This is a genomic window from Actinomadura rugatobispora, from assembly GCF_055379765.1.
Window position 1 is genome coordinate 9,176,092 of record NZ_AP029191.1, and the last position, 12,437, is coordinate 9,188,528.

Genomic DNA, 12,437 nt, shown 5'->3' on the forward strand with positions numbered 1-12,437 from the left:
GTCAGGACCCGTTCGCGGCGTCCGCGAGCTGCTCGCGCCCGTTCCGCCAGGTGATCACCAGGCCGGGCACCCGCGCGTCGCGGCCCTCGAACCGGATCCGTCCGACGGCGCCCTCGACCCCGGCGCCCGCGGCGGTCTGCAGCCCGGTGCGCACTCCCGCCCGGTCCACCTTCGGCGCCGCTTTGACTCCGGCGGCGAGCAGCATCATCGAGTCCCATGCCTGGGCCGCGAAGGTCGACGGCTCGGCGCGGTTGACCGAACGGTAGTAGTCGACGAAGGCCCGGGTGGACGGCGACTTCCCGGCGGTGTTGAAGTCCGACGCCCACAGCGCGCCGTCGGCGAGCCCGCCGAGCGGCGCGAGAACGCCGCCCTCGAAGCTCTGCGAGCCGACGACGGTGCCGCGGAAGCCGGCCTGGCGCAGCTGGGTGATCACCGTGACGTTGGGCGTGCCCTGGCCGAGCATGATCACCGCGTCGGGCGACCGGCCCGCGACCCTCGACGCCAAGGCCGCGAAGTCGAACCCGGCACCCTGGAACTTCTCCCGTGCGATGACCGAGATGCCCGCGTTCGCCAGGAGCGAGGGGTAGATCTTCTCGCCCATCGTCACCAGTGTGGCGTTGTCGCTCTGGTACACGATCGCGGCCGACTTCACGCCCCGGGGGACGAGCTTGTCCACGACCAGCTTCTGGTAGCTCGACTGCGGCGCCGTCGAGCGGAAGACGTAGTCTCCCGCCTCGAGCACACCTGGAGCCCCGGACTGCATCGCGACGAACGGGATCTTCGACTGCTGCGCCACCGGCGCCACGGCGAGGGCCACCTGGCTGGCGCAGCCGAAGGTGACCGCGACCGCGTCATCACCCGCTATCCGGCTCATCGCCGACGCCGCCTGGCGCGGGTTGGTCGCCGTGTCCTTGACCGTGAGCGCGAGCTTGGTGCCGGGACCCGCGAGCCCGTCGTTGTTGATCTTCTTGACGGCGGTCTCGGCGCCCGTCCGGGCGGCCTTGCCGCAGAAGGACGCCCCACCTGTGAGGTCGGCCAGCATGGCGATCTTCACCGTGGACGGGCGCTTGCCGCCGCCGGCGTCGCCTTCGCTCTGGCCGCTGCAACCCGTCGCGACGAGTGCGATCAGGGTGGCGAGCGCGATTTTGCTCCTGGTCTGGCTCACGACGATCCCTTCAAGCAACCATACGTTGGTTTGGGCGCGTTAAGCATGGCAGGAGCGCCTGTCACCGTCAATGCGCTGGTCAATTTAATAAAATGGTTTCGACTTCAAAGTGGGGCCGCGGCCGGAGACGGCGACGAGCTGAAGGATCTTCTCTGCGGGCATGGCCGCGCGCCTGAAGGCGGCGTCGGGATGATGCGAACGTTGGACGACGGAACCTCGCAACGCCTGGGACGCCTTGCCGGCCGGGTTCGGCCATCCCCTGGCGGCCCCCGACGACCTGCGGGAGACGGCGGTGCTCGCGAGAAGGCGGGGGTGCGGATGATCGGTTGAGAGCCCGGCTTCGCGCCGTCCCGGCGGAGTCGCCTGGCACGGCCCTGGTCGAGCCCCGGCGACCGAGCCGCCACCGCGATCGTGCGCGAGGTCGTCAGGCGGAGCGTGTGGCATAATGCATTGACGTCAATGTATCTTGGTGGTCGTCTCTCGGGTGGCGGGGTCGGTGATGGGGTCGGATGCGGAGCCCGCGGACGGTGCCGGCGATGCCCGGGATCCGGTCGCCGACGCGTACGAGCAATGGGTCGCGCACGGATGGGCCGACGCCGCGCCGGGAATGTCGGCGGTCACCTCGCTCATCCGCGCGCATCGCATGGTCCTCGCACTGATCGACGAGCAGATCAGGGATCTCGACCTGACCTTCGCGCGGTACGAGATTCTCGTGCTGCTCTACTTCGCCCGCTCCGGGCGTCTCTCGATCTCGACGATCTGCACGCAACTCGAGGTGCACCAGACCACCGCGAGCGCCGTGGTCACACGTCTCGAACAGCAGGGGTTCGTCACACGCGAACGCAATCCGGACGATGGCCGGTCGTGGCTGATCCTGCTCACCGACGAGGGGTCCCGTGCCGTCCTGACCGCCACCGCCCGTCTCAATTCCACCGTGTTCAGCCGTGACCTGTTCCCGGCCGAGCAGGTCAACGACCTCCGCATGCTCCGTCGGTCGGCGGTCGCGGACCGCCGCCGCCCCGGAGGCTGAGGCGAGCGACGACCGCGGCCGCGCGAAACGGTGCTCGTCAGCGGGTGTCCCGCTCAGATGACGAGATCGACGCCCTCCAGAGATTCCGGGAGCGCTCAGAGTCCCGTTCGATGGCGTGGCAGCTCGGAGAACGTCCCGCCGCGGCGCTCGAGCTCGGGTAGTTGCCCGCCCGGGGGGAAGGCGCGTGGATCGAGTCCGCGCATGGCGTCGAGGACGACGCCGGCGCCTCGTGAGTCGGCCCAGTGGAAGGGGCCGCCGAGCAGGCGCGGGAACCCGATGCCGAGGACCGCCCCGACGTCGCCTTCGTCGGGATGCTCGATGATCTGGTCGTCCCAGCACAGCCATGCCTCGGTGAGGAAGGCGAACAGCATCCGCTCGGCGGCGCCGTCCGGCGGCTCAGGTGGGACACCGGGGGCACCGAAGGCACCGGGGGCACCGCGGCGGCCGTCGGCATCGTAGGCATAGAAGCCCTTCCGTTCCGCGCGCCCTCCGGCACCGTCCTCGACCATTCGCCGCAGGAACACCTCGATCGCTTCGACGTCGAGACGGTCGGCGAACAGCTTGCGTGCCACCTGCCCGATGCTGGCCTGGAGAACGAGGCGCAGGCCGGCCTGGTCGATGGCGCGCAGCGGGCCGACCGGGAACCCGGCCTCCACGGCCGCGGCGTCCACGGCCTCGACCGGCATGCCCTCCAGGACGAGCCGGACGCCCTCCACCAGCCAGCGAGCGTAAACGCGGGAGGTGTAGAACCCTGGACTGTCGGTGACCACGATCGGCGTCTTGCCGAGGACGCCGGCGAGTGCGCGGGCGCGGGCGAGCGTGTCGGCGGAGGTTCCGGGGTGCGCCACGAGTTCGACGAGCGGCATCCGCTCGACCGGGCTGAAGAAGTGCATCCCCAGGAATCGGTGCGGTTCCCGGGCCGCCTGGGCGAGTCCGGTCACGCTCAGGGCGGAGGTGTTGGTGGCCACCAGCGCCCGCGGGGTGACGGCCTGCTCGATTCCGGCGAGGATCTCGTGCTTCAGCGATTCGAGTTCGAACACGGCCTCGATCACGGCGTCGGCGGAATCGAAGCCGTCCCAGGCGGTCGTGACGGTGAACGTCCCGGGACTGCCGTTCGGGCCGCCGGTGAGCCGGTCGCGCCGTTCGGCGGCGGCCCGCAGACGGCTCTCGTCGACGTCGCGGAGCACGACGCCCAGGCCGCGTGCCGAGGCGACCGCCGCGATTCCCGCTCCCATCTGCCCGGCGCCGACGACGCCCAGAGCGGCCACCGGCGGGCTCGCGGAACCCTGTTTCGCCGCCGAGCGGATGGCGCGTTCGGCCGACCGGAGATGTCGCGCCGCTCGGAATTCGGGCCCGGAGAGGAGTTCGATGAAGACGCGGCGCTCCTCCTGGAGCCCCGCCTCCAGGCCGCCGTCAATGCCGGCCACCAGCGCGGCACGCGCCCCGCGCCGGGCCTCGCCGAGGTGACCGGCGGCCCGGTCGGCGGGGAGCGGCGTCCTGTCGCCTTCCACCGGCCTTGGGGCGGCGCCTGCGAGAGAGCGCGCGAGATCGGTGGCGCGGTCGATCAGATCGTCCTCGGACGTACTGAGCGCGGCCAGCAGCCCGATCTCGAGCGCCTGCTCGGCGCGCAGGACGCGCCCGCCGACGAGCATCCGCTCGGCCTCCGCCGTGGAGACGAAGCGTCGCAGCAGCTGGGTTCCGCCTCCCCCGGGGATGAGCCCGAGGCCGGTCTCCGGCAGGCCGACTCTGACGCCGGGGTGCGCGACGATGGCGGTCGCGCCGAGCGCCAGTTCGAAGGCTCCGCCGAGGGCGGGGCCGTTCAGGGCGGCGACGATCGGCTTGCCCGACCGCGCCATCGCCGTCATGGCCGCGTGGTTGCGGGCCAGGAACGCCTCCACGTCAGGGCGCCGCGCGAGCTGCGGCAGCCAGTCGATGTCGGCGCCGGTGCCGAAGCTCCCGGGCTTCCCCGACGCGATCACCATGCCCACCGCGCGCCGGTCGGCCTCGAAGGTGCGAAGGCATTCGGCGAAACTCTCCAGTAGTTCCTCGCCGACGACATTGACCGGCCGGTCGGGATCGTCGACGACGGCGACGACGATGCCGTCGTGCCGCCGAATCTTGATCAAGTCAGCCACGGGGGTCCTCCCTGAGCCCGAGCGAGGTGCCGATCATGTCCTTGAGGATCTCGGTCGTGCCGGCGTAGATGGTCTGCACCCGGCTGTCGACCCAGGCCCGCGCGACCGGGTACTCCCGCATGTAGCCGTAGCCCCCGAAGAGCTGGACGGCGCGGTCGACGACGCGCTTGCACAGCTCCGTCATCCACCACTTGGCCTGCGCCGCGTCGATGTGGTCGAGCCGGCCCGAGGTGTGCTGCGGGATCAGGCGTTCCAGGTAGGCGCGCGCGATGTCGAGCTCGGTCTTGATCTCGGCGAGGACGAACTTGTTGTGCTGGAACGCGCCGATCGACCTGCCGAACGCGCGCCGCTCGCGGGCGTGCTCGAGCGCCAGCTGGAACGCGCGCTCGGCCTGCGCCAGGCCGTGGACGGCGACGATCAGACGCTCCTGGGTCAGATGCCGCTTGATGATCCGCAGGCCCCCGCCCTCCTCTCCGAGGCGGTCGGCGACCGGGACGCGCACGTCCTCGAAGAAGATCTCGCAGGTGTCGGCCCCGGACTGGCCCACCTTCGGCAGCGGGCCGCCCTTGGTGAGGCCGGGCGCCGATCCCGGGACGGCGAGCAGGCTGAGGTGCTTCCCCGGGCCCGTCCGCACCGCGGTGACGATCAGGTCGGCGTTGCCGGCGTTGGTGATGAAGGTCTTGGAACCGTTGACGACGTAGTCGTCGCCGTCCCGCACGGCGCTGGTCTGCACCGCGCCGACGTCGGATCCGCCACCCGGTTCCGTCATGGCGATCGCGACGATCGAGGTTCCGGCGATCGCGCCGGGCAGCCACCGAGCCCGCTGCTCGTCGGATGTGGAGTGGACGAGGTAGGGCATGGCGATGTCCGCCTGCATGCTCAGGCAGAGCCCGGCGGCCAGGGCGTCCTGCTCGGCGAGGCACTCCGAGAAGATGGCGTTGAACCTGAAGTCCGTGAAACCGGCGCCTCCGAACTCCTCCGGCGCTCCGAACCCGAACACGCCGAGCGTCCCGGCCTTCTCGAAGAGCGACCGGTCCGGGCGGTGCTGCTCCTCCCAGCGCTCGCGGTGGGGGACGATGTGGGCGGCGACGAACCGTCGCGCCGAGTCACGGTAGTGCAGGTGCTCCGGGCTGAGCGGTTCGCGCAGATCCGCGCTCATCGCAGGGTCCCCCATCCTCCGTCGACGGGCAGCACGACCCCCGTGACCCAGCCCGCGGCGGGTGAGGCGAGATACAGTGCCGCCCCGGCGATGTCGTCGGCCTCGCCGAGCCTTCCGAGCGGGGTCGCGCCGACGATTTCGGCGCTCTCACCGTCGGTGAAGGCGCGGCCGGTCATCCTGCTGGGGAACACACCGGGCGCCACGGCGTTGACGGTGATCTGTTCCGGGGCCAGCCGCTTCGCCAGATGCCGGGTCAGGTGGTGCATCGCCGCCTTGGAGCTGGAGTAGGCGTAGGACTCCCAGCGCGGTACGAGCAGTCCGTCGACGGAACCGATGTTGATCACGCTCGCCCGGCCGCGCCGCCGCACGGCGCGGCGCAACGCGGGCAGGCACGCGACCGTGAGCTTGAAGGGGGCCTTCAGGTTCAGGCCGATCACCCGGTCCCAGGCGTGATCCGGATACTCCTCGAGCGGGGCGCCCCAGGTGACACCCGCGTTGTTCACGAGGACGTCGAGCGGGCGTTCGGCGATCCGGGCGGCGAGGGCGTCGGCCCCGTCGTCGGCGGAGAGATCGACCGCGACCGCCTCGGCTCCTTCACCGAGCGCTTCGGCCAGGGCCGTGCAGTCGCTCTCCGTGCGGCTGGTCACCGTCACGGCGGCGCCCCTCCCGGCGAACCCCTCGGCGATCATCCGCCCGATTCCCTGGGTGGCGCCGGTCACCAGGACGTGCAGCCCCGCGACGTCGAACAGGTCCCGGCTCACGCGACGCGCTCCACGATGGTCGCGTTCGCCATGCCGCCGCCCTCGCAGATCGTCTGCAACCCCCACCGCCCGCCGCGCTCGTCCAGAGCCGCGAGCAAGGAGGACATCAGCTTGGCCCCGGAGGCGCCGAGAGGATGGCCGTTGGCGATCGCGCCGCCGTGGACGTTGACGCGCTCCAGGTCGGCCCCGGTCTCCTGCTGCCAGGCCAGGACGACAGGCGCGAAAGCCTCGTTCACCTCGAACACGTCGATGTCGTCGATGGTGAGACCGGCGGAGGCGAGGACCTTCCTGGTCGCCGGGATCACTCCGGTGAGCATCAGGGTCGGGTCGTCCCCGACGACCGAGAACGCGCGGACGATCGCTCGAACCGGGACTCCGAGCCGCTCCGCCGTCGCCCGCTCCATGACCAGCAGCGCGGCCGCGCCGTCGGAGATCTGCGATGAGGTGGCCGCCGTGATCTTCCAGTCGAGTTCGGGGAAGCGCCGGGCGAGTTCGTCGGTCCGGAACGCCGGACGCAGACGGGAGATGCCCTCGGCGGTGGTCTCCGGCCGGACACCCTCGTCGAGGGTGGTGAACTCGCCGTGACGACCGTCCCCGCGGTCCATCTCGACGGGCAGGACCTCACCGGACGGTCCGGCCTTGGCCGCCAGCCGGTGAGAGCGTTCGGCGAACGCGTCCAGAGCGCCCCGGCTCAGTCCCCAGCGTTGCGCGATCAGTTCCGCCGACACCCCCTGCTGGACGAGGCTGTCGCCGAAGCGGGCGGCCACCATGGTCCCGTTGGGGTCGGCGTCGCCGCGCGAGGAGAACATCGGCACCCGCGACATCGACTCCACACCAGCGGCGATGACCACGTCGTAGGCTCCGGCGATCACGCCCTGGGCCGCGAAGTGCAGTGCCTGCTGCGACGATCCGCACTGTCGATCGACCGTGGTCGCGGGCACCGACACGGGGAACCCCGCGCCCAGCACACCGCCCCTGGCGATGTTGAACGACTGCTCGCCCACCTGCGACACGCATCCCACGATGACGTCGTCCACGGTCGCCGGATCGATGCCCTGCCGGTCGACGACCGCGGCAAGGGTCGTGGCGAGCAGGTCGACCGGATGCCAACCGGACAAGATTCCCCCCGGCCGGCCGCGGCCGAACGGTGTACGCACAGCGTCGACGAGTACTGCTTCACGCACCTTGAACCCTCCGTCATGTTGATGCGCCGTAAATTACATTGATGTCCATGTATATACAACCGCCCCCCTCACGTCGCGAACGCGATCGGGCCCTGGACGAGGCATGACGTCTACCGGCTCAGGGGGCGGCATGCCCTGCGCCTGCCGCTCAAGGTCGAGCCGTGCCTCAGGACGGGCTGTGGCGGAGTGGCCACGTGCGTCGCGCGAGCGGGCCGCAGGGTGGAGCGCTTTCCCGCCGATCTGCGGCCTGGCCGGGTGCTCGGCGGGAGGCGAAGCGCATGAGTTCGCCGCGCGCCGACCTGACGGCGGTTCACGACAGAGAGCCCGCGGTCGCCCCCATGCGATGCGGGCCGCACCCCGCCGTAGAGGTGCGCAGGGCTAACGCCGGCTCCGTGATCCCGTGCACAGAGGCTACCCAACGATTGGTTGGGCGCGATAGCGTTGCCGGTCATGAAATCAGTCGACGGTCTGCACCCGCTAGCCGCGCTGCTGCGCCGGTATGCCTTCGCGTACACCGCCGCGCACGACTTCTCGGTGTGCAAGGAGATCATGGTCGACGACTACCTGCTGCGCATGGGCGAATTCGAGATTCGGGGCCGGGACGACCAGTACATCCCCGCGACGCAGAGGCAGTACCGCCAGTACCCCGGCCTCGGATTCACCGTGCACGAACTCGTACTCGGCGAGGACCGCGCAGCGCTCCACTTCACCGAGCACGGGTGGTCCGCGCTGCACGGAGGCTACGCGTCGTGGCAGGGAGTCAGTCTTTACCGGTGGGACGGAAAGCGCCTGCGGGAGTGCCGTGTCGAGCAGGACTACCACGGCCGGCGCACACAGCAACGTCGTGGGGAGGCCTATCCCGTCCGCCCGGCAGGGCTGGACCCGTGGACGGGACGACCCGCGGCGCCGGACACCGATGCCGAGACGATCGCCAGGCGGTGGCTCACCGGCGGAGGCGTGCTCGACGCCCCGGTAGGGAGCCTGGACGACGAACACGACGCCGCCCCGCAGCGCGTGATGCTGAACGCGCCCCGCACGCGGGTTCTCAGTCTGTTCACCGCGGGCGAGCGCGTTGCCTTCCACGTCGTGGTTCAAGGGTCGTACGCAGGCGGGCTCGACGAGTGCGACCGCCTGCTGGACCGCCCCGCCAGCCTGTACGTGTCCGGCCTGCTCACGGTCCGCGACGGGGTGGTGAGCGAGGTGCGGGCCATCACGGATCGGCTCGCCGCCGAGCGCAGGCTCACCGCCGGGGCGTCCTGACCCGATCCGTCCGCCGGCACTGACGCCAGGGCACCGTCGCCCGTAACGACCGCGGCCTTGGACTCGTGATCGAACGCCGCGGTGACGACGCGATCGCGGACCGGTGACCGCGGGAGTCCCGATGCGGACGGCCGGGCGTGGTGGGTGGAGCGACGTTCAGACGAGCGTCGCTCCCAGCGCGACCGGCAATGCGATACCGGTGACCGTGCGGGAATCGTCCGAAGCAAGCCACAGCACCGCGTCGGTGATGTCCGAAGGCGCGGCCATCGGCGGCTCGGTGAGCACCTGGCCGAAGGACTTCAGGTAGCTCTCGTTGTTTCTCAGCAGTTCGCCCAGCGCCGTATCGGTGGCCATGTCGGTCTCCACGGTCCAGGGATGGACTGAGTTCGCACGGATGCCGTACTCGCCCAGTTCCAGGGCGGCGGCCCTGGTCAGGCCGACCACACCGTGCTTGGAGGCGCCGTAGTGGGCCTGCGCGGGCAGCGGCTTGAGCGCCGCCATCGAGCTGATCGTGATGATCGATCCTCCGTTGCCCGCCTTGATCATCAACGGCGCGGCCGCCTTCAGGGTGTGCCAGGTCCCGGTGAGGTTGGTGTCCAGTACCGCGCGCCACTGGTCGGGTGTGATCTCCCAGAGCCGTCCCCACGCGCTGATCCCCGCGTTGGCGACGACGACGTCCAACCGTCCCAGCTCGGCGGCGCCCCGCTCGACCGCCTGCTGGAGCGCGTCCAGATCACGCACGTCGGCGACGGCCGTGACGACGCGGGCACCCGCCTTCTCCGCGGCGCCGGCGGTCTCGTCGAGATCGTCCGGGCTCGCCGGCGGGTAGCCGAGGTCGGTGACCGGTGCGCACACGTCCACGAGGATCACGTCCGCTCCCTCGCGGGCGAAGCGCACCGCGTGGCTGCGCCCCTGTCCGCGGGCGGCGCCGGTCACGAGGGCCACCCTGCCCGCCAGCTTGCCGTTGGTCATCCAGGCCTCCTCAGAAGCGGTCTTCTCTCCCGACGCAAGGAAACTACCAGACGTATGGTTGGGCGCCAGACATTTGTCTGCTAGTGTCCGGGTACCGCCATGCGATGCCAGCGTGACGTGGCGATCCGCCGGGCCGAGGTTGGCCGGGTGCGAGGAGGGTCGGCACATGTTGAAGGTCAGTACTGTCACCGCGGATGTCGACCAGTATCGCGAGCTCATCGGGAAAGCCGCCGTACCGCTGCAGGCAGAGGTGAACCGGCCGGAGTCCTTCCGCGCCGCCGTCGAGGCGTGCGAAGTCGACGAGGTCACGGTGATGCGTGTCGCGTCGGTGGAGCAGCTGGTGCGCCGGACTCCGACGGGATGCCGCTCCGATCCCGCCGATCTGTTCAAGATCCTCGTCCAGCGAAGCGGCCGGTCGAGTCTCGAGCAACAGGACCGGAGGTCGTTCCTCGCGCCGCGCATGGTCACCGTGTACCACACCGGAGCGCCTTACCGGGTCGCCCAGCTCTCCGACTTCGTCGCGGACGCGGTGCTGATTCCGCGGAGCCGCCTGCCGATGGGCGACGACGTGCTGGACTCCTTGCAGCGCCATCCACTGTCGGTGGACCGCGGAGCCGGTGCCCTCTTCTCCTCGTACCTGGCCGATCTGCCGGTGCGCCTCGGAGAGTGTTCCGAGGAAAGCGCCTCGCGGTGTGTGAACCTGCTGCTTGAGCTCCTGGAGGTGGTGCTGGCCGATACGCCGCCTCCGGCCCGATCAGGTTCCGCGCTGCGGCTGTCGATTCTGAACTGGATCAACCGGCATCTCGGCGACGAGGACCTCCGGCCCGCCACGATCGCGGCGGTGTACGGCATATCGGTCCGCTACCTGCACCGGCTCTTCGAGGGCACTGGAACCAGCGTCTCGGGCTATATCCGCGGCCAGCGGCTTCGTCAGGTCCGGCGGGACCTGACCGATCCCGGCAACCGTGACCGCACCATCGCCGCGATCGGGGCGTGCTGGGGTTTCTCCGATCCCGCCCATCTCTCCCGTCTGTTCCGCGTGGAGTTCGGCCTGACGCCCAGTGATGTCCGGCATGCCGCGCTCCCGCAGGCCCCGGACCGATGCGAGGCCGGGGCCGAGTTCCCGGGTGCGCAAGAGCTCGTGCGCGCGGATCCAACCGGTCGATGAGGGCGTGCCCTAACTTTCCGGAAGGAGCCCTTCCAGCCCAGAGGGCGCCTCCACCACCGCCTCCTACTTGGCTCTGAGCTGCACAAGGAGTGATGTCGTGACGTCCACGCCAACGGCACCGGCCATCCGTGGTTTCGATCGGTTCTACATGGGGGGCGAGTGGGTCGCTCCCCAGGGCACCGGCCGTATCGATGTCATTTCCCCCAGCACAGAAGAAGTGATCGCTCAGGTTCCCGAGCCGACCACCGCCGATGTCGACGCGGCGGTGGCGATGGCGCGCCGGGCGTTCGAAGGGCCGTGGCGGAACACCACCCCGGCCGAGCGCGGGGCCCTGCTCGCGCGCATCGCCGACGAGGTCGAGAAGAGGATTCCCGAGTTCGCCCGGGTCTTCGCGGCCGAGGTCGGAGCCCCGGTCGCCGTCGGCGAGACATTCCACGGCCTGGCCACGGCCATGCTGCGCCAGTTCGCGACGCTGCACGAGAGCATGCGGTTCACCGAGGAGCGCTTGGACGGCGGTGCGAAGATGCGGATCGTCCGCGAGCCGGTCGGCGTCGTCGGTGCGATCATCCCGTGGAACGGTCCGGTGGCCGCCGCGGCCTTCAAGGTCGGGCCGGCCTTGGCCGCCGGGTGCACCGTGGTCCTCAAGCCGGCGCCCGAGGGCCCGTTGACCAACTACCTGTTCGCGGAGTGCCTTGAGGCGGCCGGCGTCCCCGAGGGGGTCATCGGCATCCTGCCCGGCGGCCGGGAGATCGGCGAGCACCTGGTCCGGCATCCGGACGTGGACAAGATCGCCTTTACCGGCAGCACCGCCGCGGGCCGGCGGATCGCCTCTCTGTGCGGCCAGCGGATCGCCCGGTTCACCCTGGAACTGGGTGGCAAGTCCGCCGGGCTGGTCGCCGAGGACGCCGACCTGTCCGAGGTGCTCCCCTCGCTCGTCCCCGCCGGGATCGGGCACACAGGCCAGGTGTGCGCCGCGATCACACGCGTGCTGGTGCCGAGGGCGCGGGAAGCGGAGTGGGCCGACGCCATGGCGGCCGCGCTCGGCTCGGTCGTGGTGGGGGATCCCTTCGATCCCGCGACCGCTCTCGGTCCGCTCGCCGCCGAGCGCCAGCGCGAGCGCGTGGAGGGCTACATCGCCATCGGCAGGCGGGAAGGGGCGCGCGTCGCGAGCGGCGGCGGCCGCCCGGCAGGGCTCGACAAGGGCTGGTACGTCGAGCCGACCCTGTTCACCGGGGTGCGCAACGAGATGCGCATCGCTCAGGAGGAGATCTTCGGCCCGGTGATCTCCCTCATCCCCTACGACGGGCTCGACGACGCGATCCGGATCGCCAACGACTCGCAGTACGGACTGGCCGGCGCGGTCTACACGAACGATCCCGACATCGCCGAGCGCGTGGTCCGGGAGGTACGGGCCGGTCAGATCTTCGTCAACAACGCGGGCATGTGCGTCACCCAGCCCTTCGGCGGCTTCAAGCAGTCGGGGATCGGGCGTGAAGGCGGTCCCGAGGGAATCGCGGCCTATCTCGAGACCAAGATGATCAACTTCGGCTAGGAGGCCATCGGTGGCCGCCCGCCGCCCAGCGCCCGAGCGCCGGGTCCGTCT

General features: G+C 70.6%; 10 protein-coding genes. 4 read left to right on the forward strand and 6 right to left on the reverse strand.

Annotation, left to right across the window (positions count from 1 at the left end; translation table 11 throughout):
* Position 1 precedes the first annotated feature (1 nt).
* Positions 2 to 1,165, reverse strand: coding sequence for an ABC transporter substrate-binding protein (locus tag ACZ466_RS41345; RefSeq protein WP_378284133.1), 1,164 nt, complete (start codon positions 1,163 to 1,165; stop codon positions 2 to 4).
* A 484-nt stretch (positions 1,166 to 1,649) separates the two neighbouring features.
* On the opposite strand from ACZ466_RS41345, the gene ACZ466_RS41350 reads away from it, so the two are divergent.
* Complete coding sequence (locus ACZ466_RS41350) at positions 1,650 to 2,195, forward strand: MarR family winged helix-turn-helix transcriptional regulator (protein ID WP_464041882.1); 546 nt, start codon at positions 1,650 to 1,652, stop codon at positions 2,193 to 2,195.
* Between the two features lie 95 nt (positions 2,196 to 2,290).
* Here ACZ466_RS41350 and ACZ466_RS41355 read toward each other — a convergent pair whose 3' ends face one another.
* Genes ACZ466_RS41355 through ACZ466_RS41370 form a run of 4 tightly spaced genes read right to left on the reverse strand, consistent with a single transcriptional unit; the run spans position 2,291 to position 7,434 of the window.
* Complete coding sequence (locus tag ACZ466_RS41355) at positions 2,291 to 4,330, reverse strand: 3-hydroxyacyl-CoA dehydrogenase NAD-binding domain-containing protein (protein WP_378284130.1); 2,040 nt, start codon at positions 4,328 to 4,330, stop codon at positions 2,291 to 2,293.
* Entirely contained in the window at positions 4,323 to 5,489 is a 1,167-nt protein-coding gene (locus ACZ466_RS41360) for an acyl-CoA dehydrogenase family protein (RefSeq protein WP_378284129.1), read from the reverse strand. Before ACZ466_RS41360 ends, ACZ466_RS41355 begins: the two co-directional genes overlap by 8 nt.
* Positions 5,486 to 6,250, reverse strand: a complete 765-nt coding sequence (locus tag ACZ466_RS41365) for an SDR family oxidoreductase (protein WP_378284128.1) — start codon at positions 6,248 to 6,250, stop codon at positions 5,486 to 5,488. The genes ACZ466_RS41360 and ACZ466_RS41365 overlap by 4 nt, the downstream gene beginning before the upstream one ends.
* The gene (locus ACZ466_RS41370; protein ID WP_378284127.1) at positions 6,247 to 7,434 is read right to left on the reverse strand and encodes a thiolase family protein; all 1,188 of its coding nucleotides are present in this window, start codon (positions 7,432 to 7,434) and stop codon (positions 6,247 to 6,249) included. The genes ACZ466_RS41365 and ACZ466_RS41370 overlap by 4 nt, the downstream gene beginning before the upstream one ends.
* A 450-nt stretch (positions 7,435 to 7,884) precedes the next feature.
* On the opposite strand from ACZ466_RS41370, the gene ACZ466_RS41375 reads away from it, so the two are divergent.
* A complete protein-coding gene (locus ACZ466_RS41375; RefSeq protein WP_378284125.1) occupies positions 7,885 to 8,694 on the forward strand; it encodes a nuclear transport factor 2 family protein in 810 nt (269 codons plus the stop codon).
* Between the two features lie 156 nt (positions 8,695 to 8,850).
* On the opposite strand, the gene ACZ466_RS41380 is transcribed toward ACZ466_RS41375, so the two are convergent.
* Positions 8,851 to 9,666, reverse strand: a complete 816-nt coding sequence (locus ACZ466_RS41380) for a mycofactocin-coupled SDR family oxidoreductase (protein WP_378284124.1) — start codon at positions 9,664 to 9,666, stop codon at positions 8,851 to 8,853.
* A 166-nt stretch (positions 9,667 to 9,832) separates the two neighbouring features.
* Here ACZ466_RS41380 and ACZ466_RS41385 point away from each other — a divergent pair, with 166 nt between their 5' ends.
* Both ACZ466_RS41385 and ACZ466_RS41390 read left to right on the forward strand, forming a co-directional pair.
* Complete coding sequence (locus tag ACZ466_RS41385) at positions 9,833 to 10,834, forward strand: helix-turn-helix domain-containing protein (RefSeq protein ID WP_378284123.1); 1,002 nt, start codon at positions 9,833 to 9,835, stop codon at positions 10,832 to 10,834.
* 148 nt (positions 10,835 to 10,982) lie between these two features.
* On the forward strand, positions 10,983 to 12,386 hold the full coding sequence (locus tag ACZ466_RS41390) for an aldehyde dehydrogenase (protein WP_378284185.1): 1,404 nt from the start codon (positions 10,983 to 10,985) through the stop codon (positions 12,384 to 12,386).
* Positions 12,387 to 12,437: the final 51 nt, after the last annotated feature.